Annotated in this window: 24 protein-coding genes and 2 pseudogenes; 12 read left to right on the top strand and 14 right to left on the bottom strand. The window is 57.5% G+C overall.

The features are described 5' to 3' along the window. Positions 1–12: 12 nt before the first annotated feature. Positions 13–1194: a two-component system response regulator RssB gene (gene rssB, locus TK06_RS11425; protein WP_053120765.1), complete on the top strand. Its 1182-nt coding sequence runs from the start codon at positions 13–15 to the stop codon at positions 1192–1194. Continuing rightward, positions 1194–1676, top strand: coding sequence for an anti-sigma factor antagonist RssC (rssC, locus tag TK06_RS11420; protein ID WP_028237685.1), 483 nt, complete (start codon positions 1194–1196; stop codon positions 1674–1676). Before rssB ends, rssC begins: the two co-directional genes overlap by 1 nt. 195 nt (positions 1677–1871) lie before the next feature. Here rssC and tal read toward each other — a convergent pair whose 3' ends face one another. Both tal and dusA read right to left on the bottom strand, forming a co-directional pair. Next, positions 1872–2798 carry a transaldolase gene (gene tal / locus TK06_RS11415; RefSeq protein ID WP_063322162.1) on the bottom strand — a complete coding sequence of 309 codons (927 nt, stop codon included), beginning with the start codon at positions 2796–2798 and terminating at the stop codon, positions 1872–1874. A gap of 178 nt (positions 2799–2976) precedes the next feature. Continuing rightward, the gene (gene dusA / locus TK06_RS11410; RefSeq protein ID WP_086936640.1) at positions 2977–3987 is read right to left on the bottom strand and encodes a tRNA dihydrouridine(20/20a) synthase DusA; all 1011 of its coding nucleotides are present in this window, start codon (positions 3985–3987) and stop codon (positions 2977–2979) included. A gap of 103 nt (positions 3988–4090) precedes the next feature. On the opposite strand from dusA, the pseudogene TK06_RS11405 reads away from it, so the two are divergent. Next, positions 4091–4486: pseudogene (locus tag TK06_RS11405) on the top strand (site-specific integrase); the annotation flags it as partial. Between the two features lie 266 nt (positions 4487–4752). Here TK06_RS11405 and TK06_RS11400 read toward each other — a convergent pair. From TK06_RS11400 to TK06_RS11395, 3 genes and pseudogenes are all read right to left on the bottom strand, one after another. Further along, positions 4753–5841, bottom strand: coding sequence for a hypothetical protein (locus TK06_RS11400; protein ID WP_063322161.1), 1089 nt, complete (start codon positions 5839–5841; stop codon positions 4753–4755). 137 nt (positions 5842–5978) lie between these two features. Next, a pseudogene (locus TK06_RS33460) lies at positions 5979–6128 on the bottom strand (IS4 family transposase); the annotation flags it as partial. 315 nt (positions 6129–6443) lie between these two features. Continuing rightward, positions 6444–7094 (bottom strand): hypothetical protein, encoded by a 651-nt coding sequence (locus TK06_RS11395; RefSeq protein WP_063322160.1) that lies wholly within the window; start codon positions 7092–7094, stop codon positions 6444–6446. A gap of 16 nt (positions 7095–7110) precedes the next feature. Here TK06_RS11395 and TK06_RS32585 point away from each other — a divergent pair, with 16 nt between their 5' ends. Continuing rightward, positions 7111–7491 carry a hypothetical protein gene (locus TK06_RS32585; protein ID WP_161951738.1) on the top strand — a complete coding sequence of 127 codons (381 nt, stop codon included), beginning with the start codon at positions 7111–7113 and terminating at the stop codon, positions 7489–7491. A 285-nt stretch (positions 7492–7776) separates the two neighbouring features. On the opposite strand, the gene TK06_RS11385 is transcribed toward TK06_RS32585, so the two are convergent. The 3 genes from TK06_RS11385 to TK06_RS30825 form a co-directional block, all read right to left on the bottom strand. Then, positions 7777–8448, bottom strand: a complete 672-nt coding sequence (locus TK06_RS11385) for a metallophosphoesterase (protein ID WP_238992622.1) — start codon at positions 8446–8448, stop codon at positions 7777–7779. A gap of 143 nt (positions 8449–8591) precedes the next feature. Beyond that, positions 8592–9191, bottom strand: coding sequence for a putative adenosine monophosphate-protein transferase Fic (locus TK06_RS11380; protein ID WP_063322158.1), 600 nt, complete (start codon positions 9189–9191; stop codon positions 8592–8594). Continuing rightward, positions 9191–9361: a YhfG family protein gene (locus tag TK06_RS30825; protein ID WP_086936638.1), complete on the bottom strand. Its 171-nt coding sequence runs from the start codon at positions 9359–9361 to the stop codon at positions 9191–9193. The genes TK06_RS11380 and TK06_RS30825 overlap by 1 nt, the downstream gene beginning before the upstream one ends. Positions 9362–9623: 262 nt before the next feature. Between TK06_RS30825 and TK06_RS11375 the strand changes: the two genes are divergently transcribed. Next, on the top strand, positions 9624–9911 hold the full coding sequence (locus TK06_RS11375) for a metal-sensing transcriptional repressor (protein ID WP_053183374.1): 288 nt from the start codon (positions 9624–9626) through the stop codon (positions 9909–9911). A 7-nt stretch (positions 9912–9918) separates the two neighbouring features. Further along, positions 9919–10803, top strand: a complete 885-nt coding sequence (locus TK06_RS11370; RefSeq protein WP_063322157.1) for a nickel/cobalt efflux protein RcnA — start codon at positions 9919–9921, stop codon at positions 10801–10803. 10 nt (positions 10804–10813) lie between these two features. Here TK06_RS11370 and TK06_RS11365 read toward each other — a convergent pair whose 3' ends face one another. Further along, positions 10814–11761 (bottom strand): LysR substrate-binding domain-containing protein, encoded by a 948-nt coding sequence (locus TK06_RS11365; RefSeq protein WP_063322156.1) that lies wholly within the window; start codon positions 11759–11761, stop codon positions 10814–10816. 184 nt (positions 11762–11945) lie between these two features. Between TK06_RS11365 and TK06_RS11360 the strand changes: the two genes are divergently transcribed. Continuing rightward, positions 11946–13241: a dicarboxylate/amino acid:cation symporter gene (locus tag TK06_RS11360; protein ID WP_063322155.1), complete on the top strand. Its 1296-nt coding sequence runs from the start codon at positions 11946–11948 to the stop codon at positions 13239–13241. A 10-nt stretch (positions 13242–13251) separates the two neighbouring features. Then, the gene (locus tag TK06_RS11355) at positions 13252–14766 is read left to right on the top strand and encodes an amino acid racemase (protein WP_063322154.1); all 1515 of its coding nucleotides are present in this window, start codon (positions 13252–13254) and stop codon (positions 14764–14766) included. Positions 14767–14909: 143 nt separating this feature from the next. On the opposite strand, the gene TK06_RS11350 is transcribed toward TK06_RS11355, so the two are convergent. Beyond that, the gene (locus TK06_RS11350; protein WP_063322153.1) at positions 14910–15827 is read right to left on the bottom strand and encodes an AraC family transcriptional regulator; all 918 of its coding nucleotides are present in this window, start codon (positions 15825–15827) and stop codon (positions 14910–14912) included. Between the two features lie 361 nt (positions 15828–16188). Between TK06_RS11350 and TK06_RS11345 the strand changes: the two genes are divergently transcribed. Further along, a complete protein-coding gene (locus TK06_RS11345) occupies positions 16189–17406 on the top strand; it encodes an MFS transporter (protein ID WP_063322152.1) in 1218 nt (405 codons plus the stop codon). Positions 17407–17483: 77 nt separating this feature from the next. On the opposite strand, the gene TK06_RS11340 is transcribed toward TK06_RS11345, so the two are convergent. The 3 genes from TK06_RS11340 to TK06_RS11330 all read right to left on the bottom strand — a co-directional run bounded on the left by TK06_RS11340 (position 17484) and on the right by TK06_RS11330 (position 18709). Then, positions 17484–17972, bottom strand: coding sequence for a hypothetical protein (locus tag TK06_RS11340; RefSeq protein ID WP_063322151.1), 489 nt, complete (start codon positions 17970–17972; stop codon positions 17484–17486). 132 nt (positions 17973–18104) lie between these two features. Continuing rightward, the gene (locus TK06_RS11335) at positions 18105–18392 is read right to left on the bottom strand and encodes a helix-turn-helix domain-containing protein (protein WP_058545613.1); all 288 of its coding nucleotides are present in this window, start codon (positions 18390–18392) and stop codon (positions 18105–18107) included. A 2-nt stretch (positions 18393–18394) separates the two neighbouring features. Beyond that, positions 18395–18709, bottom strand: a complete 315-nt coding sequence (locus tag TK06_RS11330; protein WP_063322150.1) for a type II toxin-antitoxin system RelE/ParE family toxin — start codon at positions 18707–18709, stop codon at positions 18395–18397. A 131-nt stretch (positions 18710–18840) separates the two neighbouring features. Between TK06_RS11330 and arsN2 the strand changes: the two genes are divergently transcribed. Next, complete coding sequence (gene arsN2 / locus TK06_RS11325) at positions 18841–19272, top strand: arsenic resistance N-acetyltransferase ArsN2 (RefSeq protein WP_063322149.1); 432 nt, start codon at positions 18841–18843, stop codon at positions 19270–19272. Here arsN2 and chrA read toward each other — a convergent pair. Then, positions 19269–20627 carry a chromate efflux transporter gene (gene chrA / locus TK06_RS11320; protein ID WP_063322148.1) on the bottom strand — a complete coding sequence of 453 codons (1359 nt, stop codon included), beginning with the start codon at positions 20625–20627 and terminating at the stop codon, positions 19269–19271. The genes arsN2 and chrA overlap by 4 nt on opposite strands. 178 nt (positions 20628–20805) lie before the next feature. Between chrA and TK06_RS11315 the strand changes: the two genes are divergently transcribed. Continuing rightward, a complete protein-coding gene (locus tag TK06_RS11315) occupies positions 20806–21465 on the top strand; it encodes a ribonuclease T2 family protein (RefSeq protein ID WP_063322147.1) in 660 nt (219 codons plus the stop codon). A gap of 204 nt (positions 21466–21669) precedes the next feature. After that, positions 21670–23241, top strand: coding sequence for a sensor domain-containing diguanylate cyclase (locus TK06_RS11310; RefSeq protein WP_063322146.1), 1572 nt, complete (start codon positions 21670–21672; stop codon positions 23239–23241). The last annotated feature ends 86 nt before the right edge of the window (positions 23242–23327 follow it).

Here is a 23327-nt window from a genome sequence, read left to right as displayed (position 1 = left end):
CCGTTTGCCCACATGCCAAAAACCAGTGCCACGCTGCTGATAATCGATGATGACGAAGTGGTGCGAGCCAGTCTCGCAGCCTACTTGGAAGACAGTGGTTTCAGCGTCCTGCAGGCCAGCAATGGCCAACAGGGTCTTCAGGTATTCGAGCAAGACAAGCCCGACCTGGTCATCTGCGACCTGCGCATGCCGCAGATGGGCGGACTCGAACTCATTCGCCAGGTCACCGAGATTTCCTCGCAGACCCCGGTGATCGTGGTTTCGGGCGCAGGCGTGATGAACGACGCGGTCGAGGCGTTGCGCCTGGGCGCGGCGGATTACCTGATCAAGCCCCTTGAAGACCTTGCGGTGCTCGAGCACTCGGTGCGCCGGGCCTTGGACCGCTCGCGCCTGTTGGTGGAAAACCAGCGCTACCGCGAGAAGCTGGAAACCGCCAACCGCGAGCTGGAAGCCAGCCTGAACCTGTTGCAGGAAGACCAGAACGCTGGGCGCCAGGTGCAGATGAACATGCTGCCGGTCAGTCCCTGGACCGTCGACGATTTCCGTTTTGCCCACCAGATCATCCCGTCGTTGTACCTGTCGGGTGATTTCGTGGACTATTTTCGGGTCGACGAGCGGCGTGTAGCGTTCTATCTGGCGGACGTTTCCGGCCATGGTGCTTCTTCGGCATTCGTCACGGTGCTGTTGAAGTTCATGACCACGCGCCTGTTGTTCGAGTCCAAGCGTAATGGCACTCTGCCAGAATTCAAGCCTTCTGAGGTCCTTGGGCATATCAACCGAGGCCTGATCAGTTGTAAGCTGGGCAAACACGTCACAATGGTCGGTGGAGTCATCGACGAGGAGACTGGTTTGTTGACCTATAGCATCGGCGGCCACCTGCCTTTGCCTGTGTTGTATACACCAGACAGTGTGCGTTACCTGGAAGGGCGTGGTTTGCCGGTGGGCCTGTTCAACGAGGCCACCTACGAAGACCACGTACTGGAATTGCCACCGACATTCAGCCTGACGCTGATGTCTGATGGCATTTTGGACCTTTTGACAGAACCTACACTCAAAGAGAAAGAAGCGGCCTTGCCTGAACGGGTGAGTGCAGCGGGCGGCAGCCTGGAAGGCTTGCGTCAAGTGTTTGGATTAGCCACGCTCGGGGAGATGCCGGATGATATCGCCCTGTTAGTGTTGAGCAGGAACCTTTGATGAGTACCGGTAGAATCCAGTTCGCCGAGCAGGACGGCACCTTTGTCCTGAAGTTTGTCGGTGAAGTGCGCCTGACTCTGTGTTCGGCGCTGGATGCGACTATTGAGCGGATCTTCACTTCGTTGAATTTCAACGCCATCGTGATCGACCTGACCGAAACCCGCAGCATCGACAGCACCACATTGGGCCTGCTGGCCAAACTGTCGATCCTGTCGCGGCAGAAGGTCGGCCTGCTGCCGACTGTCGTCACCACCCACAACGACATTACCCGTCTACTGCAATCGATGGGCTTCGACCAGGTGTTCAACATCGTGGGCGACCCTGTGCCGTGCCCGGAATGCCTGGACGACCTGCCTGACCAGGACCAGTCCGAAGAAGAAGTGCGGATCAAGGTGCTCGAAGCCCACAAGATCCTGATGGGGCTTAACGATTCCAATCGTGAAGCTTTTCATGACCTGGTGAATGCGCTGGAAGGGCCTTGACCTCTGGGTTTTGCTTAGGCTGACCGGCCTCATCGTCGGAACGCCGCCCGGAGCAAGCTCGCTCCCTCATTGGAATGCAGTCACCTGGCTTGCTCGCGATAGCGTTTATCGATCCGCCATTCCCCTCAGGCCAAGCCACATAAAAAAGGGCGAACCCACCAAGGTTCGCCCTTTTTGCACGCCTTGTGAATCAGCTCAAAGCTTGGCTTGCAGCAACGCCTCCAGCTTCTCCTGGTCCCGGGCAAACTGACGAATACCTTCTGCCAGTTTCTCGGTCGCCATGGCGTCCTCGTTGGACAACCAGCGGAACTGCGCTTCATTGAGAATCAAGCGCGCTTCCCCGGCTTGCCCTGGCGCCAGCTTGCGCTCCAGCTTGCCTTCGTCGGCGGCGAGTTTTTCCAGCAGGTCCGGGCTGACGGTCAGGCGGTCGCAGCCGGCCAGTTGCTCGATCTGGTTGAGGTTGCGGAAGCTCGCGCCCATGACCACGGTCTTGTAGTCATTGGCCTTGTAGTAGTTGTAGATGCGCGTCACCGACTGCACGCCTGGATCATCAGCGCCGGTATAGTCGTTGCCATTGGCTTTCTTGTACCAGTCGTAGATACGGCCCACGAACGGCGAAATCAGGAACACCCCGGCATCGGCGCAGGCGGCGGCCTGGGCGAAGGAGAACAGCAGGGTCAGGTTGCACTGGATGCCTTCACGCTCCAACTGCTCGGCGGCGCGAATACCTTCCCAGGTGGAAGCGATCTTGATCAGCACGCGCTCGCGACCAATGCCGGCCTTTTCGTACAGATCGATCAGGCGATGCGCACGCTTCAACATGGCCTCGGTGTCGAACGACAGGCGCGCGTCCACTTCAGTGGAAATACGCCCCGGGATCACTTTCAGGATTTCTTGCCCAACCGCCACGGCAAAACGGTCGCTGGCCAGGCCCACATCGCCCTTGCAGTCCGCCACGCAGGCGTTCAACTGCTCGGCATAACCTGGAATGGCCGACGCCTTGAGCAGCAGGGAAGGGTTGGTGGTAGCGTCCACGGGCTTGACGCGGGCGATGGCCTCGAAGTCGCCGGTGTCGGCCACGACGGTGGTGAACTGTTTGAGTTGTTCCAGCTTGGAAGTCATGAGCGTGCTCTGTCCTATGGGTCCGTTGACATTACCCGAGGGCTGGCAGCCACTCAAGGGCGTGAAGGGGGATCGACGGGCCCCAGCGGCAACAACCTGAAAACGGCTGTTTGAAAGGCCGGGGCGGTATCGGTAGATACGATGCCAAAACAGCGCGCAGGTTCAAAGCAAGTGACGGTTAACGCCCTTCCAGCAGTTGCCCCGCCTGGTCGAGCAGCGCCAGCGGATCCTTGGTCTTGTGGATATCCACCGACAACAACTGCCGAAACCGCCGCGCCCCTGGAAAACCGGTACCCAGCCCGAGCACATGACGGGTGATGTGATGCATTGCGCCACCGGCGGCCAAATGATCGGCGATATAAGGCCGCAACTGCGCCAGCGCCTCGGCCCGGCTGATGATCGGCGCGGTGCTGCCGAACAGCTGTTGATCCACCTCGGCCAGCAGGTACGGGTTGTGATACGCCTCGCGCCCCAGCATCACACCGTCGAACGTCTGCAGATGCTCGTGGCAGGCCTCCAGCGTCTTGATCCCGCCGTTGAGCACAATCTCCAACTCCGGAAAATCCGCCTTCAACCGCGCGGCCACGTCATAACGCAGCGGTGGGATGTCGCGATTCTCCTTCGGCGACAACCCCTCCAGAATCGCAATCCGCGCATGCACGGTAAAACTCGTGCACCCGGCCTCACGCACCGTCCCGACAAACTCACACAGCTGCTCGTAACTGTCCCGCCCATTGATCCCGATGCGATGCTTGACCGTCACCGGAATCGACACCGCATCGCGCATCGCCTTCACACAATCGGCCACCAACCCCGGATGCCCCATCAGGCACGCGCCGATCATATTGTTCTGCACCCGATCACTGGGGCAGCCGACGTTGAGGTTCACCTCGTCGTAACCGTGCTCCTGGGCCATACGCGCGCAGGCAGCCAGATCGGCAGGCACGCTGCCGCCCAGTTGCAGGGCCAGGGGGTGTTCGGATGGGTGATGGCGCAGGAAGCGTTCGTGGTCGCCGTTGAGTAGCGCGCCGGTGGTGACCATTTCGGTGTAGAGCAGGGCGTGCTTGGAGAGGATGCGTAGGAAGAAACGGCAGTGGGCGTCGGTCCAATCCATCATTGGGGCCACACTGAAGCGTCGAGACAGCGTAGGTCGCGTATTTACTGGGCTAAGGCTCTGTTTTTCTAGCATTTTACTCAACGTGTTCTGGGCGTGATTTCGGGCGCTTTCAGGCGTTTTTTAGGGCTCGGTGGTACGATTTACCACTTTTAAACTGATGCGTACCACTTTCGATATGGCAACTATCAGGGCAAGAAAATTGGCGGATGGGTCTGTTAGCTACACGGCTCAGATCCGCATCAAACGCGACGGAGTACAAGTCTATCAAGAGAGCCGGACCTTCGCCCGAAAACAGGCGGCGCGGGCCTGGGCACGCAAGCGCGAATCCGAACTGGCTGAGCCTGGTGCGATTGAGCGCGCAAACCGTAAGGGTATGACGATCAGGAAGATGATCGAGCAGTGCCTGGACGAGTACGAGAAAATCCGGCCTCTGGGCAAGACCAAGAGCGCGACGTTGAAGGCTATCAAGGATACTTGGTTGGGCGACCTCGACGACTCGGCCCTGACTAGCCAGAAGCTGGTGGAGTTTGCACAGTGGCGGATGAGCAAGGTGGGTGGAGCCGTACAGGCGTAGCCGAATTCAGCGGCCTGAATCGGCCGGGGAGGATGCAAGCAGGGGGTCGAATCCCTATCTACATCCCCCGCCAGCCACCACTCATTTAACTGCGCAGCCTGCACGAGGACAGAGACCAGCCCTATACCCTGCCGCATCCAGAAAGCTGGGACTGATACTGGCAATGCCGGTCACATGTTGCAAATGTCTTCATTCGCAGCGCCATATTGGGTCACGCCCGCGTCGGCGGCGGGAGCCCTCAATCAGGTGTTTACTGCAACGGATCACTCGGCGACAGTGGACCCTGGGCCTAATAGGGCGCCGCTATTTATCCTGCGCACGACCTGAAACTCATCGATCAACTTCTGAACGCTCTCATGTCTGGGTACCCGTATTCCTTTACCTGACTCGGTTTTCTGAAGGTATCGGTCCGACAGATCCTGAAGGCTTGAGCCTAAGGTGTAATCCTCAGCTTCTATCATGTCCTGGAGGAAGTATTCGATCGACCTCATCGCTTGGGGATAAAGAATAATACGAGTTTCAGCCAAGCCGGCTTTATACGGTTCCATCAACTGTCCTATCTCAGTACCTTTGTGATTGCGACCTCCCCAATTTGAAATTTGAGCCGTGCCTTTATCGACGTAATTATCAATGCTTTCTTGTGAGAGGAGCGATCCTCCGCTTTTTTGAAAGTACTCGTAGTGTTCGCGCTGAAGCCTATCCATAATCTTCTCAGGGCCAAGATTTATTTCCTTTGGGAGAATGCTAGTGCCCGCGCACAACGCGATACAAATTTCATTGAGCTTCTTCAGAACCTTGCGGTTAGGGTGTTCAGCTATAATTTCTTTCATTGTGCTCAAGAATTTAGGGGTGAGACCAAGATTGTTATAGTGAGCAGCGACGGTATCGATCTGACCAGTAGATTGCCTATTCAAAATATCGATAGCTTTTACATCAAATCTACCCTGAGATGATCCAGTGTATTTCCCATCATCCCCTTTATAATGCTTTGCATCATAGGATCCTTTGCCAACCTGATGTGTTGCCGTTTTTTGAATTGCATTATCCGTCGTTAGAGAACTGGCCTTGATTTTGTCAATTTCAGATAGGTAATCGCAGGTGATCTGAACATATTTGATGAATAGAAAGTAGTGCCTGGCCTTTTCTTTTGCATGATTCTTCAATACATCTCGCAAGGGACCACTAAAAATGGCATTGCTGCTGGGGCTGATCTTTATCCGGCTAACTTGCGCTGCCCCTAGGGCGGTCGTGGAAATTATTTTTGGTCCCTTAGTATATAATCCGCTCATAGCGCTCCCATCGATCAGATTCAATAAGGCCAGCAAGATCCAATAGTAAGTACTGTAATCCATACCGCCTGATGTTCTACATTAAACATTCAGGATTGTAGTCTTGGCTCGAAGTTCTTCCAGTCTGTAGTCAAAATTAGCCTTTTCCGGGCATCCTGCCGAACGCACACAATCGGTTACGTTTCTGACTCGAATGGCACTTACTTAACCTTCTTCGGGTGCCTACTCCTCCGTACGTCCGCCTTTGCCGATCGACTTTGCATTAACCCTGGGTAGGGCTTGGGTCTTCGTTTTGGAGCGCGGGGCTCTGTCCTACCAGGCCGGTTTCCGGCACGTTTGTAGGTAATCAATTTGTGTTGACTCAATCAGCAACTGAAACTTGCACAAATTCAGCAGATGCAGGCGGGTATTCACTTGGCATGGTTTCGACTCCTTTCGAGAAAAAAAAGCAAAGTGCCGGTAGTGTCCCTGTCAGGCAGTTATTACGGCTTGCTTGGAAATTGCTGCAAAGCGAAGAAGTTACGTTTGTAGGAGCATTGGGAGGAATCTGAATCAACAAGGCAGGGAGCCGCAGTTTATCAGAGTTAGAGGGGGAAGTGAGGGACCTGTCGTTTTGATCTGCTCGTAATGGTCAGATAGCCAAAAAGTTGATTCGTATACGGTGTTTATACAGCGGCTCTCGCAAATAAAGTTAACTCCTGTACAAGCTTCTCTTTTGGGCTGGTTACTACGTCATTTTGCATCTGACAGATCATGTGTTTTATAAAGTCCGTCCGACTTAACTGCGACCGGGTCTGGAGATCGTCCAGCTCAGAGGCGATATGCGCGTTCAGCTTCAATGACAATCTTTTGCTTTCTTCTTTGTGAGGGCAGACGTTGAATAAATGATCGAGATGAGTTTCCTCGTCGACAGCAGTGCATGCGGCTTGGCCCCAAGTGAAAATTGTCCTTTCTCCAGCTCGCTGTTCCCTAGCTAAAAAATCGATATAGAGGCTTAAGAACATTTTTCGATGTTTAGTCGCAGCGGCAGTGGTGATTACGTGCATAGCCTGATCCAATCGATCAAGATACGAAGCAGGGAGCCTCGTTTCGATAGATACGACTGCAGCTTCTCTAGCCGCTTTGATTGCCGGAGTGGACTGCGCGGGTATCCCTACGACCTGATCACATACGTCACACACTGAAACCAAAACGCCCTTTGCCTCACCGAGACCATCGTCGAATGGTACGTTTCTGCGGGTAAATGTCGTCTGCACCAAGCCTTCGCAGTGACTGCAGATCGCTCGACTCTTATCGCCCTCTTGATAAAACTTCATAGTCATTAACTCATTGATGAACGCTGATAAACCATACATCTGGTGCGATTACGTAGAATTTTACGTACCAACCGCTGTATTTGATCAGGTGAACATCCACGCCTTTTACCTGATGGTGCTCGGAGCACGAGTGGTGGGAGCCATCGCATCGTGCAACGATGCTGATTACCTCCTGGGGGGTTACCTGACCGGTCGCCAAGAGGTTTTTGACGGTGATGCTGCCCCGCGCTTCATGCTGGAAGTCCCCATTCTTAAGCGCCTTGATCAGGGCCGACTTTGCCGCTTTGAAACCCATGCGCCGACGTCACTCCGTGTCAGTTGTACGAAATTTATCGTACAAAATCAAGTAGTCAATTCATTGGCCGACGACGACCACTATTTTTTGTGCGGAGGCTGACTTATTCCGCAAACACTTAGATTTTTTGTATCAATATGCCTGCCACAAACCCGAGTCACTGCTGTGGGGGGACGCCGGAACTATAGGCTTCCTGACAAAAATTCAGCAAGAAATTGGTGCGTAGGAAACTTCCCTAAATTATGAGCGAGAATCGATTGCAGAATCGCTAGGGCTGCAGAGCCTTTGGTTTCAAACGGAATCGCCTGCTACGCGCCCTAGTAGTCTCGGTCACTTCATCTGATAGCGATTTCACCTCAAAAAAACTAAGCAGAGCGATACCTTGTCTCACTGGCTCATGCTCATACTAATGATGGATTCGGTTTGGATATCAACCAGGCTTAACTCACCATCGGAAAATGCGCAGCCAGTGTCGATATATACGACATTGCCCAAGCGCATAATGCTGGGTACTGTTGAATGACCAACATAGAGTCGGTCTATTCCTTTAATGGGCGTGCGGTCGTTTTGCTCGATTTTTTCTCTGGCATACAGGGCTGTCTTCAAGGCTTGTCGCTGATGCTGTGCCCCCGATTTTCCAGTGATAGCATCTTTAGCTTCTTGCCAGTCATCATTACTCCTTATGACAGGAACTTCGGCATGGACTATTCCAATTGTTTGATCGTTTGCTGAATTGATTTCAATAATCAATGGCAGTGCCAGCATGGCTTTTAAAAGCTCATGCTGGACGGTTGGTTGTAACTCGTAGAGCCAGGCACCACCGTTTCGGATATGTCGGGGTATGTCACCATGGCCGGAAATGCAGTCAATAAGCATCTGTTCATGATTGCCGCGCACGGCATGGAACCACGGCTTTTTAAGCCAGTTCAATACGTCCATGGAATCGGGGCCGCGGTCGATAAGGTCTCCCACGGAAAAGATGCGATCCAGCTCAGTGTTGAAGTCTAGTTTGTTCAAGGCTGCTGTTAGAAGTTTGAAATGCCCGTGAATGTCGCCCACCACAAAGTCGCGACCTTTTTTGTTGGGTGGGAAAGATCTCGTCCTGTACATTCTCAGTGCTTCAGCAGATGTTGATTGGCGATGACTGTATCACTTGGCGAAATAAACCGTAAGTCGGTGAGCGAGGGAATAACGTTGTACGGTCAAGCTTGAATCGCCTGCCCGATACATTTCTCAAAAACCTGCTCCATAGGCCCCATGACGCCGTTATAAGCCGCAATGTTGGCAAAGATCCACTCGTCCTTCTCAATCCCCCACCAACTGATTTCAAACCCGGCATTCATGATGAGGTGTTCAAACAGGATGCGTTGCGCACGACCGTTGCCTTCGCGGAAGGGGTGTACGACGTTGATGTCGGAATAGGCCTCTGCAACGGCGACGATCAGCTCAGCCCGCTCCATGCCCTCGAACCAGTTGGCCGCCGCCATGCTCATGAAGATCTTGTTGGCTTCCGCTTGCATGTACTGGGGTTGGCAAAAGCGGGTGGCTTGTTTGGACATGCCAACGGTGCGCAACTCGCCGGCCCATTCGAACAGGTCCGAAAAGAGGATTCGATGAATGTTTTGAAGGTAGGCCAGGTTGTAGGGAGGAGGGCTGAATTCGACGTTGTCCGCTGCGATGGCCGAGAGCTGTTGTTCGGCTTCGCTTAGGGTCGGTTCGTCACGGATATCGAGTTTGTTGCGAAGGACCGCGGAGCCGGGGTAGCAGTAAGCGTCTTCACCGACTCCATATTTGTCAGCCATCAGGTTCTGGTCTGGGCGAAGGCCTTCAAGACCTCTTCACGCGTTGGCATTTTGCGTTCGCCGTCCGCGAAGGTCGTTTTGAAACCTTCCAGACGGAGGCTGGCCGCGTAGTTGGATCTACGCGTCCTGGCGGCATAGGCCTTTTTGGTTTCAAGGCTGATATTGCCCATGGGCTGGACCTCAAATCGCGCTGGTGGGCGGATTATAGCCCATCCCGTTGGCGTGGCCTACGTTGCGCCTGGACGAATCAGGTTTGACTGTGCGAGGCCGTTTTCGGGCTGACTATTCCAGATTGTGAGCAATCTTTGATAGCAGGCCTGGCGCAGTAGATGGTTGATGACGGTTTGATCTGCGTTTCGATGGGTTTGCTTATATCCCCCCTGGGGGGATAGGATGGCGAGCGTAAATTCATCGAAACCCAAGGCTCAAACCATGACTGAGCACGACCACGAACATCCCCACCAAAGCCATGCGGCGATCATCAAACGTCTCAAGCGCGCGGACGGTCATTTGCGCAGCATTATCACGATGATCGAAGAGGGCCGTGAGTGCGTCGATATCGCCCAGCAGTTGCATGCGGTGGAGAAAGCGGTATGCCAGGCCAAGCGGACGTTGATCCAGGATCACATAGATCACTGCCTGGAGGACACCGTTTCGTCGTTGAATAAAGGCGAGCGCGCGCCGCTGGAAGCCTTCAAACAAATCACCAAGTACCTCTAGGCCTGACATGCCCAATTTTGCTGAATTGCTGCAACAGGGTGGCACGCACGCCTGGCTGTATTTCCCCAGCGCTATCTTGCTGGGCGCCTTGCATGGCCTGGAGCCTGGTCATTCGAAAACCATGATGGCGGCGTTTATCGTGGCGATTCGGGGCTCGGTCAAACAGGCAGTGTTGCTAGGCCTGGCGGCGACGCTGTCCCACACCGTCGTGGTGTGGCTGGTCGCCATCGGCGGCATGTACCTGGGCCAGGGGTTGGACGCTGAAACCACCGAGCCGTATTTCCAACTGGCATCCGCTGCGCTGATCGTTGCCATCGCGCTGTGGATGCTGTGGCGTACCTGGCGTGGCGAGCGGATGTTCAGGTTCCAACAGGGACATGACCACCACCATCATCACGATCACGATCACGATCACGATCACGATCACGATCACGATCACGATCACGATCACCACCACGAACATGACCACGGGCATCCCGAACCCAAAGGCCTGGTGCTGTCGCTGGAGGGCTATCAGGATGCCCACGAGCAGGCACATGCCAACGATATCCGTAAGCGCTTCACCAATCGGCAGGTCACCACCGGCCAGATCATCGTGTTCGGCCTGACGGGCGGGCTCATTCCTTGCCCCGCGGCCATTACCGTGCTGCTGCTGTGCTTGCAAGTCAAAGAGGTCGCGCTGGGTGGCCTGCTCGTCCTGTGCTTCAGCATCGGCCTGGCGATTACCCTGGTGACCGTGGGGGCTGCGGCGGCCATTGGTGCACGACAGGCTTCCAATCGCTGGCCTTGGCTGGGCACCGTTGCTCGCCGGGCACCTTACTTGTCCAGTGTATTGATCATCGGCGTCGGTCTCTACGTGGGCATCCACGGCTGGATCGGCTTGAACGCGTAGCCTCCACCGATCAGTTCGCACCTTCTGGCGCAGCGGGTGCGTTGCCCAGTCGCTGCAGCGAAGCGCCTTCCAGGGTTTTCCACAGCTTACGCATCGTTGGGTTGCGATTGGCAATCGCACAGTACGAGCGAATCTCCAATCGCGTGCTCCATTGCTCGCTACCGGCCCGCACCAACAGTCCACGCTCCAACTCGTCGGCCACTGCACTCTGCGGCAGCCAGGCCACGCCGTAGCCCTCGATGGCCATGCGCATCAGTAGCATCGCCATGTCCGCTTCGTAACAGCGTTCCAGGGTGATCGGTTCAGGGCCGTTGTTGATGACGATGTCCGCGACGCGCCCCAGGAACGTCGTTGCCGTGTAGGCCAGGTAGGGCACCGGTTTGCCGGCGCGTCCGGGCAGGCGGAACAGTGGTTCGCCCTTGCGGTTGGGCGCGCACAAGGGTATGAACGCATCGTGGCCGAGCACCAGGCTGCCAAAACGCTCGGGGTCCAGCAGGATGGGGGCAAGCGGATGGTGATAGACCATCATCAAGTCGCAACTGCCTTCCTCCAGTGCAATGACGGCGTCATGAATATTGGCGGCCACCACCCGGGCGTTGAACTGTTCGTTGTGTTGCTGGAACTGCGAGAGCCACTTGGGCAGGAAGGTCATCGACAGGCTGTGGCCGGCGGTGATCTGGATCGAGCGTCCGGGCATTCGTTCCACGTCGCGCAGCGTCGAGCGCAACCTCAGTAGTCCGGCGAGGGCCTCTCGGCTTTCATCGCAGAAGGTGACTCCCGCGGGGGTGAGTTGGACAGGGTAGGTGCCCCGGTCCACCAGCTTGACGCCCACCCATTCCTCGAGTGAGCGGATACGCCGGGACAAGGCCGATTGCGTCACGCAACGAACCTCGGCGGCGCGGGAGAAGTTTTTCCATTCGCCAATCGCCAGAAGATCATCCAGCCATTTGAGTTGCATATCGAGAAACTCCCCCTGTGAGAGCGCGATTTTACTGCGCAATCTCCCGACATAGCGCGGCCTTTCGCTAACTATTCCAAAAGCGCATGGGGTTAGCAGGATTACTCATCATCTCTGCGAATCGGCTCCTTAGAATCGATCCTGCCAAGTAAAAAAACTCCAAGAACTACTTGAGGACAGCTCCGTGAAGAAGAATAAGCTCCCACGTCGAATTGCCATGGGCATTGCCCTGGGCGTACTTGTTGGTTGGGCGTGTCACCATTTCGCAGGGAGCGAGCAAAGTGCCAAAGAGATCGCCAGTTACTTCTCGATGGTCACTGATATTTTCCTGCGCATGATCAAGATGATCATCGCGCCGCTGGTTTTTGCGACGCTGGTCGGTGGTATCGCTAGCATGGGTAATTCCCGTTCCGTCGGCAGGATCGGGGCTCGGGCGATGGCCTGGTTTGTCACCGCCTCGGTCGTCTCGCTGCTGATCGGCATGGGGCTGGTCAACCTGTTTCAACCCGGTGCCGGGCTGAACATGGACGTGGCCCAGCACGCAACGGCGGCCGTGCCGGTCAACACCGGCGACTTCAGTCTCAAGGCGTTCATCGGTCATGTGTTTCCGCGCAGCATTGCCGAAGCGATGGCCAACAACGAGATCCTGCAGATCGTGGTGTTCTCGCTGTTCTTCGGCTTTGCACTGGCCGGCGTGAAACGGGCGGGTTACACCCGTATCACCGATTGCATCGAAGAGCTGGCGAAGGTGATGTTCAAGATCACTGATTACGTGATGGCGTTCGCGCCGATTGGGGTATTTGCCGCCATCGCCTCGGCCATTACCACCCAGGGGCTTGGCCTGCTGGTGGATTACGGCAAGCTGATTGCTGAGTTCTACCTGGGAATCCTGATTCTCTGGGCGCTGCTGTTCGGTGCCGGTTACCTGTTCCTTGGTCGCTCGGTTTTCCACCTCGGCAAGCTCATCCGCGAACCGATTCTCCTGGCCTTTTCCACCGCCAGCAGCGAGTCCGCCTACCCGAAAACCATCGAGGCACTGGAGAAGTTTGGTGCGCCCAAACGCGTGTCCAGCTTCGTGTTGCCTCTCGGTTACTCGTTCAACCTCGACGGTTCCATGATGTATCAGGCGTTCGCCATCCTGTTTATCGCCCAGGCCTACAACATTGATTTGAGTTTCACGCAGCAGTTGCTGATTCTTCTGACGCTGATGGTCACCAGTAAGGGTATGGCCGGTGTCGCCCGAGCTTCGGTGGTTGTGGTCGCGGCCACGTTGCCGATGTTCAATCTTCCCGAGGCGGGGCTGCTGTTGATCATCGGCATCGACCAGTTCCTCGACATGGCCCGCACCGCCACCAACGTGGTGGGTAACAGCATTGCGACGGCGGTTGTCGCCAAGTCCGAACCCCACGAAGAGGCCGACGAGGACGAGGGCGCAGGTGCCCCGGTTCGGTCGCGATCCGAGCCGGTGCCGGTGGCTTGAGGATACGTTCATGAAGGCTAAAGCGAAGTCGAGTCACAAGGCTTCTGTGGTGCGCAAGTTGGGCATCGTCGGTGGGCTTGGGTCTCTGGCCGGAGGCGATCTGTTCTTCAAGTTGGTCAAGTCCCGGGCGGTGCTCGAGGATCAGGGGCGCTACCATTTCCTGTTCGAACAGCACCCGTTCAAGGACGTGCTGCTGCCGCTGGACCAGGGCGCGAGCATGACGTCGCGCAAGTTTTATGTGTTTCAGGTGTGCAAGTCGTTCGAGGACAGTGGCTTCGATGCGGTGATGCTCCCATGCTTCGCCAGCCATACCTTTCGCGCTGAAATCGAGGAGGAACTGGGCATTCCCGTGCTGGACATGATGGCCGCCTTGACCCGGCACGTCAGCCACACGGTGCCGCCCCAGGCGACGTTGGGGGTGATCGCCTCCGACTTCGTGCGCCATTGCGGATTGTTCGAGCGATATTTCGGGAAAGACTTCCGGATTGTTTACCCCGACGCAGACGCTCAAGTGGGGTTGATGGAGGCGATGTACGGTCTCAACGGCATCAAGGACGGTCATCTCGAAGGCGTGCCGCTTGAGGCGGTCTATCGGGCGTGTCTTTCATTGCAGGCCCAGGGTGCGACGGTGATGCTGCCCGGCATGACCGAGCTGTCCCTGGTTTGTGCCGACTTGCAGCGTCGCGGGATCACCGTGCTGGACATCAATGAGATCTACGCCGACTTCGCGACGCTGGACCAGCAGCCCAGGCGCCCACCTTTCAAGCTGGGCATCGTGGGAGGTGTCGGGCCTGCCGCCACAGTGGACTTCATGGCCAAGGTGGTGGCCAATACCCCGGCGGGAAAGGACCAGGACCACATCAAGATGGTGGTCGAGCAAAACCCGCAGATACCGGATCGGACGGCCAGCCTGCTGCGCGATGAAACCGACCCGACGATGGCGATGTATGCCACCTGCAAACGTCTCGAAAGTGCCGGCGCCAATGCCATTGCGATTCCCTGCAACACCGCCCATGCCTTCGTCGAGCGGATCCAGGCCCACCTGAGGGTGCCCATCGTGAACATGTTGAGTGAGACGGTGGAGTGGATCGCGCGGACCTATGGTTCGGGCAAGGCGATTGGCCTGCTGGCGACTTCCGGTACGGTGCAGAGCCAGGTCTATCATCAGGCGGCGCGCCATGCCGGGCTCCAGGTCCTCACGCCAGGTGTCGATTACCAGGCGATGGTCATGGACGCCATCTACGGACCGCGGGGTATCAAGGCCGGCTTCACACAGGGGCTCTGCAAGGAGCAACTGTTGCTGGCGGCCGAGCATCTGTGCGAGCTGGGGGCTGGGGTGTTGATCCTGGGGTGTACGGAGTTGCCGCTGGTGCTGGCGCATTGCGATGCGTTCGATATCAATGGGCACAGGGTGGCGCTGGTTGATCCGACGATGATTCTGGCGTTGAAGTGTGTGACGTTGGCGCAGAGGGCTGACAAGCCGATGAGTGTTCTGAAAACGTCGAAGGATGTTGCTGCTACCTGATGGTTGAAATTTGGCCCTTGTGGCGAGGGAGCTTGCTCCCGCTTGAGTGCGAAGCGCTCACAAAAGGGGCTGCTACGCAGCCCAGCGGGGGGAAGCTCCCTCGCCACAATGAGTCAGGCCACAATGAGTCAAACCTGAATCTATCAAATCACCTTGGTGTGGTTGGCCGGCCCGCGCAACGCCGCAATGTCCCGCTTGGGCGGCACACCAAACAAACGGGCGTATTCGCGGCTGAACTGGGAAGGGCTTTCATAGCCCACCTTGAAGGCCGCACTCGCCACGTCCACGTGTTCATTGAGCATCAAGCGTTTTGCTTCGTTCAACCGCAGCCACTTCTGGTATTGCAGTGGGCTCATCGCCGTGAGCTGACGGAAGTGGTGGTGAAACGTCGGCGCACTCATTTGCACCCGCGCCGCGAGGTCGTCTACGCGCACGGGTTCGGTGTAGTTCAATTTCAACCAGTCGATGGCCTTGGCGATCCGGTAACCCTGGCTATCGACCGAAACGATCTGCCGCAGTCGGGCAGCCTGGTCGCTGAGCAGCAGCCGGTAGTGAATCTCACGCTGGATCAACGGCGCCAGTATGGGGATCGCATCGGGTTCATCCAGTAACCCCAGCAGGCGTGCGAATGGCGCCAGCAAGTCGGGAGTCGCGGTGCCGATTCCCGCGCCGATCCCGACCGCTCGATCACGCGGCGGCGGCAGGCTGCCTTGGGCGATCAGATCGGCCACCATGCGCAAGTCGAGCCTCAGGACCAGGCCCAGACAGGGCTGTTCCGGGCTGGCCTGCAGCACTTCGGAATTGGCCGGGATGTCCAGGGAGGTCATGAGGAACCGCCCGGTGTCGTAGCCATAGGCTTCGCCGCCGATCCACACCTGCTTCTCGCCCTGGGCCACCAGCACGATGCTCGGTTCGATCATGCAAATCACTGGCGGCGCCGGGGCTTCGCGCCGGAAGAGGGCGAGGCCGGGAATGGGCGTTTCGAAGTCGCCCGGGTGTGGTGTCCAGGCGCTAATGACGGCGGTCAATGTCTCTTGTACGGATCGGCGTTGGGCGGCCATGTCGGCTCCGGGTGTCATCTCGGCTCAAGCGCTATAGGCAGAACATTAACGTGCTAAACGAAGCGCTGCCTATACGCGACGGAAGAACTCATAGGATCAGGCAAGCATCTCAGCGTAATGCGTTAACGGCCGGCCGGATCGAGCGCTGAAAATACTCCCTCACTCAATTCACCAAGGCGTCTTCCAGGGCGACGTCGAGTATCGCTTCGCGGTCGATAACGCGACTTCGACCGGCTGATAGACGCGTCAACGGATTGCTCGCGTTAGCAGTCTGCCTGAGGCGGTGGTGTTGGATGTGCCGCCGTCATCGCGAGCGAGCTCGCTCCCACAGATCCATCAAGCAATACAGGATTGTCATTCAATGACCGATAACCCATTGTCACAAGACCCGCCCGCCTGGGGCGCGGTACTTGCCATGTCGCTCGCCGCGTTCGTGCTGGTTGCTTCGGAGTTCATGCCGGTCAGCTTGCTGACGCCGGTAGCGGCCGATCTTCACGTCAGCGAAGGGCAGGCCGGCCAAGGCATTGCCGTCTCTGGCGCCTTTGCCCTGATCACCAGTCTGTTCATCGCCTCGATTGCCGCCCAGGTCGATCGCAAATGGCTTCTCCTGGGGCTGACATTGCTGATGATCGTTTCAGGCACCGTGGTGGCGTTCGCGCCGAATTACCCGGTATTCATGCTCGGTCGCGCGTTGATCGGCGTGGCGATTGGCGGCTTCTGGTCGTTGTCGGCGGCCACGGCCATGCGGCTCGTGCCGGACGATCAGGTTCCGCAGGCTCTGGCCATCGTCAATGGCGGCAATGCCTTGGCGACGGTGGTCGCTGCGCCGCTGGGCAGTTTCCTGGGGGCGATCATCGGTTGGCGTGGCGCGTTTTTCTGTATCGTGCCCGTCGCCGCCATCGCCCTGGTCTGGCTCCTGCTACGCCTGCCCTCCATGCCTTCGCAGGCGAAGCGGGGCGGCACCAATGTCTTCAAGTTGATGACCCGGGCACCGGTCGCGCTGGGCATGCTGGCGGTCAGCACATTTTTCATGGGCCAGTTCATGTTGTTCACCTACCTGCGTCCGTTCCTTGAAACGGTGACACAGGTGAGTGTTTCCATGCTGTCCTTCATGCTGCTGGTGATCGGTGTGGCGGGTCTGCTGGGCACCTTTCTGATCGGGGTCTGCTTGAAAAACAACCTCTATCGGACGCTCATCGTCATCCCGCTGTTGATGGCGGCAATTGCCATTGCCCTGGTGGGGTTCGGCGGGTCGATAACGATCGCGACCTTCCTGCTCGGCCTTTGGGGCCTGGTGGCCACGGCGGCGCCCGTAGGTTGGTGGACCTGGCTTTCGCGAACGCTACCGGAAGATGCCGAAGCCGGCGGCGGTCTGATGGTGGCGATCGTCCAGCTCGCCATCGCCGCGGGCGCGACAGTGGGCGGCCTTCTGTTCGACCTGAGTGGCTATTGCGCGACCTTCGAAACCAGTGCGGCGGTGTTGGGTGTTGCCGCTGTTCTTGCGGTGCTGGCTGCTCGGTCAGCGGTTCGGGAATCTTCATCGACTACACAAGCAACGCCCTACAGCACGGTGGGTTGAGATAAATATCCGTCAGTCGAGGAAGGACCTGGTGTAAACACAATTGAAAGGGCGACCTCAAGGGTCGCCCATTTGCGTTAAAGCCCCAGGCCTTGCTCTACCAGCGCGAGCAAGGTGTCCTCGTCCAGCATGGCGGGTTCTGGACACGGTTGTCCGCTCAGGCGCAGTGCCTGGATATGCCAGAGCGATTCACCATGTTCGCCAAGTTTGCGCACGATGCAGTGTTCCTGCCCCTTCATATGAACTTCAATACATCCCTCTCCCTTGGACGAGAAACGTGCAATGGGGTCGAATGAAATGCGCTGATGATTGCCTTCGATCACCAGTTGATCGATGGCGTAGCTGTACGTCGAACCGCTGGAATGACTTTCAAATACATGGGTGGGGTTGCGCCGAATGTCCAGGCCCGCCTCGCACACGGGCGCCAGCCAGATTTCGATCTGGCGATACAGTTCGTAGACCTGGGCGGGCCAGTGTTCGATCGCCAGGTCGGCGCAATTGTCGGTATCCGCGCGGGTTTGCTGGGTTTTCCTCAGTTTGGCCGCTAGCTCGTCTGCCTTGCTCATGTCGATTCCCTGTCGTGATGATAGGTTGAGCTTAGCTGATGGGCTGGGGTGTTCATTTGCGCTGGGTCATGGGGTGGTATGGGGAGCAAGCGCCTTCACGACATGTAAGCGGTGACTAAGATTCGGTAACACTTAAACTGCCAAGGCGCTGATCACGTGTTTCGGATCATTATGAATCGCTCGCAGCAGCGCTTTGGCGGGGCCGGTTGGCTCGCGTCGTCCTTGCTCCCAATTGCGAAGCGTGCCCAATTGGACGTCGATCAGTGCTGCGAATTTGGCTTGGGTCAGGCCGGTAGCCTTGCGTATTTCTTTCACTTGCAACGCGTCGACGATGAATTCCCGGGACGGCTGGCGTTCGCCTCGGACGATTTCATCCATCTGTTGTACGCTTTCCATCAGCTCATCGAAAAATTTGCTCATGGTTATCTCCAGTGCTCGACAATCATTTTTAATGCTGTGCGTTGATCGACAGTCAAATCTTGCTGTTCATTTTTCGGGTATATCATCAACAGCGCGATCCGCGAGGCATGGACGAAGTGGTAGTAGATCACCCTGGCCCCACCCCGTTTGCCATGGCCTTTGGCTGCGATGCGGATCTTTCGGATCCCTCCAGTGGCTTCCATTACATCGCCAGCGGAAGGATCACGGACCAGTATTTTCTGTAGGACAGCGAAATCATCGTCATCCATCAGTTCTTTGACTCGACGGGTAAAAATTGGAGTTTCAATAAAAATCATTGCTAATGTACGCCAGTGGCTTACTTTTGAGCAATCCTATTGAACTTCACCTTCCGATTCACCCCGTGAGTTGTAACCAAATTCGGGAATGCCCCGATGATCAGGACAGCACACAGGACCGAGCACCCACCATGCGCATGATAGTTCTGAGCAACAACGACCTGGGACCTTTGCGCGATGCGCTCACCCTGGCCGGTCTACCCATCGACGATCTGGCGTATCCCGGTCGACAGTTCTTCAGCTTCAGCGACCAAGATGTTGTTGTGGCGTTTGGTGGCATCGAGGGGGAGGGGGCTGACCGGTTGCTGCGCTCGCTGGTTGTCCTCGAGGGACAGCGGGGGAAGGGCGTTGGCGCGGCGGTGTTGGCCGCTATCGAGGCGTTTGCAAAACGTGAGGCTGTAGGGCAGCTCCATCTGCTGACTGACAGTGCCGCCGCGTTTTTTACCGGCCAGGGCTATCAGGCGCGGGACCGATCGCTGGCGCCTGCTTCGATCGGTGCGACGGCCCAATTCAAAACCTTGTGCCCGGCTTCGGCGACCTACCTGGGCAAACGTCTCGTCTAGCGCAGCAAGTGCACCGCCAGCCCAGCCAGCCCGCACGCGATCAACACCTGGATCACCCCCAGCTTGTAGCGAAACAGCGCAACGGCCGCTGCGATTGCGATGATTGCCGACGGCCAGTCCAGGGCACCTGCAAAACCATTGGGCCAGAGTACGTGGTAACCGAAGAAGCACGCCAGGTTGAGGATCACCCCGACCACCGCCGCGGTGATCGCAGTCAGCGGCGCGGTGAATTTCAGCGTGTTGTGCGTCGACTCCACCAATGGGCCGCCGGCCAGGATGAACAGGAATGAGGGCAGGAACGTGAACCAGGTCACCAGTGTGGCCGCGACGGCCCCGGCGAGAAACGCCTGTTCGGGACCGAACACCTGCATCACGTAGCCTCCGACGAAACCGACGAAGGCCACGACCATGATCAGCGGCCCGGGCGTGGTTTCGCCCAGGGCCAGGCCGTCGATCATTTGTGTCGGCGTCAGCCAGCCGAAGTGTCCGACGGCACCCTGGTACACGTAGGGCAAAACCGCATAGGCACCGCCGAACGTCAACAATGCAGCCTTGGTGAAAAACCAGGCCATTTGCGTCAGCGTGCCTTCCCAGCCGAACACCGCGGTCAGCAGGCCCATTGGCAACGTCCACAGCAGGGCACCGATTATCGCCAGCCGGGCGAGCCTGAAAGCGCTGAACCGGACGTGCTCCGGGGGCGGGGTGTCATCGTCGATCAATGCCGGGCCGAAGGATTGGTGCTTGTCATCGTGGCCGCCCAGGCTGAATTTTTCCGGTACCCAGCGACCACCCAGGTAACCGATGACGGCGGCGCCCAGCACGATCAGCGGGAAGGGCACGTTGAAGGCAAATATCGCCGTGAAGGACGCCGCAGCGATCGCCCACAGCCAATTGTTCTTGAGTGCGCGGGAGCCGATCCGGTGGGCGGCATGCACCACGATTGCTGTTACCGCTGGCTTGATGCCGTAGAAAATGCCCGCCACCACCGGCACTTCGCCAAAGGCGACATACAGCCAGGACAAGGTGATGAGGATGAACAGCGAAGGCAGTACGAACAATGCCCCGGCGATGATCCCGCCCCAACTGCGGTGCATCAGCCAGCCCAGGTAGGTGGCCAGTTGCTGGGCTTCTGGCCCCGGCAGCAACATGCAGTAATTGAGGGCATGCAGGAATCGTCGTTCGGAAATCCAGCGTCGGCGCTCCACCAACTCCTGGTGCATGATCGAGATCTGCCCCGCAGGGCCGCCGAAGCTGATGAAGCCTAGTTTGAGCCAGAACCAGAAGGCCACGCGCAGGCTGACGGCGTCGGGTCGGGTCAGGGGCTGTTCGTCATCGGTTCGGGTCGATTTGCTCATGGGTGACGGGGCACGTAAAAGTCAAAGGCGATCTACGTTATGGGGCGTTACGCAATTTAGATAGCCCCCGGCAAGGTTTGCTTGTAAAAAACAGCCCTTCAGAGATTTGAAACACAAGGTTGAAACAATCATCGCCCGATCATCTTGCTTTCGCACAATCGCCCCAAGGAGTGGGTCAATGAAACAACGTCTTGCCATTGTCGCGTTGGTGGTACTGACCCTGGGTTCCATGGGCGCGGCCAATGCCCGCGAATCCGGCAACGCACGGACTCAATCCGTGGCAGGGGTATTCGATTACTACTTGCTGGCGCTGTCCTGGTCGCCGACGTTCTGCCTGACTCACCAGAAGGATGCGCAGTGTTCCGGCAAGGGTTACGGCTTTGTGCTCCATGGCCTCTGGCCGCAATACACTCGGGGCGGCTGGCCGCAATCCTGTGCGCCCCAGGTGCCGTTGACGGCGGCGGAGCAGCAGAAGGGCCTGACCTTGTTTCCCACCCGCAAGTTGATGGCGCATGAATGGTCCAAGCACGGCACTTGCAGTGGCCTGGGCGCCATGGGCTACCTGGAGGTTGCCGACAAAGCCTTGGGCGCGGTGAAAATCCCACCGCAGCTGCAACCGCTCAACTCCTCGTATTATTTCGAGGCTGATGAAATCATCCGGCTGTTCCGCCAAAGCAATCCAGGCATTGCGTCCGACGGCATTGCGGTGATTTGCAGCGGACCTCAATTGTCGGAAGTGCGAGTGTGCATGGACAAGGACCTGGCGTTCGCCGCGTGTGGCAGGGGCGTCAGGACACAATGCCGGGCCGGGGAGATCCGGGTGCCCCCGGTACGGTGAGAGTCGCAAACCTGGCCACAGGGAATTTCTTTGTTCTGAAGAGGGCATTTTTATCGGCTGGCAGGCGGTTTTTTGGATCCACTGCAGCCACCCATCGGCTCTGCTGCACGGGCAAATTGCCGCCTCACAAGCGGTAGGCTAAGCTCACGAATATTGGGGGCTTTGAGCGAATTCGCTCATGTTTTGCCCCCTTCAGGAATTCGCTTGCCTATCCCTATTCTCGATCCTTTCCATGCCCCTGGCGGTGCCTTGAAGCGCCTGCCGTTGCTCAAGGCAGCGGTGACGTTTATCGCGGCGGTGTGCCTGTGCTTGTGCGGTTTGCTTTACCTGCAGTTGGAGCAGTCCCGCAGCCACGACCTGGAGTCGGCCCGCGTCGCTTCGGCGACTCTTACCCGGGCCATGGCCCAGCAGGCCCAGGACACCTTTCTCCAAGCTGATCTGGTGTTGGCCAGCCTGGCGGATTGGATCCAGGTCGATGGCTATGGTCCCGCCGTACAGCCGCGTTTGCAGCAAACCTTTGCCCGACGTGTGCAATCGCTTGAGCAATTGCATGGCCTGTTCCTGTTCGACAAGCACGGTCACTGGGTGGTGACCTCTTTTGACAACCTGCACAGGGGCGCAGGGGTGGCGGATCGGGAGTATTTTACTTTCCACGAACAGAATGCCTCCTTGATCGCTCATATCGGCCCGGCGATCCGCAGCCGGCAAAACGGCGAGTGGATCATTCCCGTTTCCCGACGTTTGAACGATCAGGATGGCAACTTCCAAGGCGTGTTGATGGCCGGCATCAAAATGTCGTACTTCGACCGATTTTTCAGGAGCTTCAGTCTGGATGATCAAGGCGAGATGGCCCTGGCCTTGTCTGACGGGACACTGTTGGCGCGTCGCCCTTTTGATCAGGCGCGAATCGGTCATCCGCTGGGTGAAGAGAATATCTTCAAGCATGACGCGGCAAGCGTGATGGCCAGCGATGCAATCATCCGATCAGCCATCGATGGCGTCGTCAGGCTGTATGGGCACCAACATTTACAGGCCTATCCGCTGGTGGTCACCGCCGCGGTGTCCGAAGAAGCGATCCTGTCGGGATGGCATGACAGGGCTTTCCAATCCAGTCTGATTGTCGGCCTGGTGGTGCTGGGCATTTGCTTGTTCGGCTGGGTATTCGTGCGCCAGGTACGTAACAGCGAACGGATCGAGGCTGACTTGCGCAAGGCTCAGGAAGCGTTGGAGCTGATTGCCACCCATGACAGCCTCACCGGGCTGGCGAACCGGCGTCTGTTCGAACGGGCCTTGGACGTCGAATTCGGGCGGGGCGCCCGTCAGCGCAGTCCCTTGAGCCTGATCATGCTCGATATCGATTTCTTCAAGCGCTACAACGACGCCTATGGGCACGTGGCCGGGGACCATTGTCTGGCGGAAGTGGCCAAGGTGCTCAAGGACTGTTGCCATCGCAAGGCCGATCTGGCGGTGCGGTATGGCGGCGAAGAGTTTGCGGTTTTGTTGCCCGACACCAATCTTTCGGGGGCCATGGCGTTGGCCGAACAGATCCGCCGCAGCGTCATCGACAAGCACATCATCCATTCCGGCTCTCCGACCGGTTACCTCACGGTGAGCCTGGGCTGCTATGCCTTTGTGCCCAGCAGCCTGGACAGCATCGAAGTCTTCATCCAGCGGGCCGATGCGGCGCTTTACCAGGCCAAGTACAACGGCCGCAACCGTGTGGCGGTGCTATCGACGGAAGGTGGGCTCGATACGCTGGCGCGCTCGGATCGTTGAGATCGGTTGGAATCATCGGCAACGTGCCACGGTCCATTGTTCAGACACTGCGCTGGTGCCATAGACGAGGTGTGTAGGTTCTTTCG

This window comes from Pseudomonas fluorescens, assembly GCF_001623525.1.
GTDB classification, from domain to species: domain Bacteria; phylum Pseudomonadota; class Gammaproteobacteria; order Pseudomonadales; family Pseudomonadaceae; genus Aquipseudomonas; species Aquipseudomonas fluorescens_Q.
Note: the sequence above shows the minus strand (reverse complement) of the source record. Positions and strands in the feature narration are given on the sequence as shown.

Excerpts from the sequence above, each read along its gene's own strand:
- rssB (WP_053120765.1), top strand. The coding sequence starts at position 13 with ATGCCAAAAACCAGTGCCACGCTGCTGATAATCGATGATGACGAAGTG.
- rssC (WP_028237685.1), top strand. The coding sequence starts at position 1,194 with ATGAGTACCGGTAGAATCCAGTTCGCCGAGCAGGACGGCACCTTTGTC.
- tal (WP_063322162.1), bottom strand. The coding sequence starts at position 2,798 with ATGACTTCCAAGCTGGAACAACTCAAACAGTTCACCACCGTCGTGGCC.
- dusA (WP_086936640.1), bottom strand. The coding sequence starts at position 3,987 with ATGCTAGAAAAACAGAGCCTTAGCCCAGTAAATACGCGACCTACGCTG.
- TK06_RS11400 (WP_063322161.1), bottom strand. The coding sequence starts at position 5,841 with ATGGATTACAGTACTTACTATTGGATCTTGCTGGCCTTATTGAATCTG.
- TK06_RS11395 (WP_063322160.1), bottom strand. The coding sequence starts at position 7,094 with ATGAAGTTTTATCAAGAGGGCGATAAGAGTCGAGCGATCTGCAGTCAC.
- TK06_RS32585 (WP_161951738.1), top strand. The coding sequence starts at position 7,111 with ATGAACGCTGATAAACCATACATCTGGTGCGATTACGTAGAATTTTAC.
- TK06_RS11380 (WP_063322158.1), bottom strand. The coding sequence starts at position 9,191 with ATGGCTGACAAATATGGAGTCGGTGAAGACGCTTACTGCTACCCCGGC.
- TK06_RS30825 (WP_086936638.1), bottom strand. The coding sequence starts at position 9,361 with ATGGGCAATATCAGCCTTGAAACCAAAAAGGCCTATGCCGCCAGGACG.
- TK06_RS11375 (WP_053183374.1), top strand. The coding sequence starts at position 9,624 with ATGACTGAGCACGACCACGAACATCCCCACCAAAGCCATGCGGCGATC.
- TK06_RS11370 (WP_063322157.1), top strand. The coding sequence starts at position 9,919 with ATGCCCAATTTTGCTGAATTGCTGCAACAGGGTGGCACGCACGCCTGG.
- TK06_RS11365 (WP_063322156.1), bottom strand. The coding sequence starts at position 11,761 with ATGCAACTCAAATGGCTGGATGATCTTCTGGCGATTGGCGAATGGAAA.
- TK06_RS11355 (WP_063322154.1), top strand. The coding sequence starts at position 13,252 with ATGAAGGCTAAAGCGAAGTCGAGTCACAAGGCTTCTGTGGTGCGCAAG.
- TK06_RS11350 (WP_063322153.1), bottom strand. The coding sequence starts at position 15,827 with ATGGCCGCCCAACGCCGATCCGTACAAGAGACATTGACCGCCGTCATT.
- TK06_RS11345 (WP_063322152.1), top strand. The coding sequence starts at position 16,189 with ATGACCGATAACCCATTGTCACAAGACCCGCCCGCCTGGGGCGCGGTA.
- TK06_RS11340 (WP_063322151.1), bottom strand. The coding sequence starts at position 17,972 with ATGAGCAAGGCAGACGAGCTAGCGGCCAAACTGAGGAAAACCCAGCAA.
- TK06_RS11335 (WP_058545613.1), bottom strand. The coding sequence starts at position 18,392 with ATGAGCAAATTTTTCGATGAGCTGATGGAAAGCGTACAACAGATGGAT.
- TK06_RS11330 (WP_063322150.1), bottom strand. The coding sequence starts at position 18,709 with ATGATTTTTATTGAAACTCCAATTTTTACCCGTCGAGTCAAAGAACTG.
- arsN2 (WP_063322149.1), top strand. The coding sequence starts at position 18,841 with ATGCGCATGATAGTTCTGAGCAACAACGACCTGGGACCTTTGCGCGAT.
- chrA (WP_063322148.1), bottom strand. The coding sequence starts at position 20,627 with ATGAGCAAATCGACCCGAACCGATGACGAACAGCCCCTGACCCGACCC.
- TK06_RS11315 (WP_063322147.1), top strand. The coding sequence starts at position 20,806 with ATGAAACAACGTCTTGCCATTGTCGCGTTGGTGGTACTGACCCTGGGT.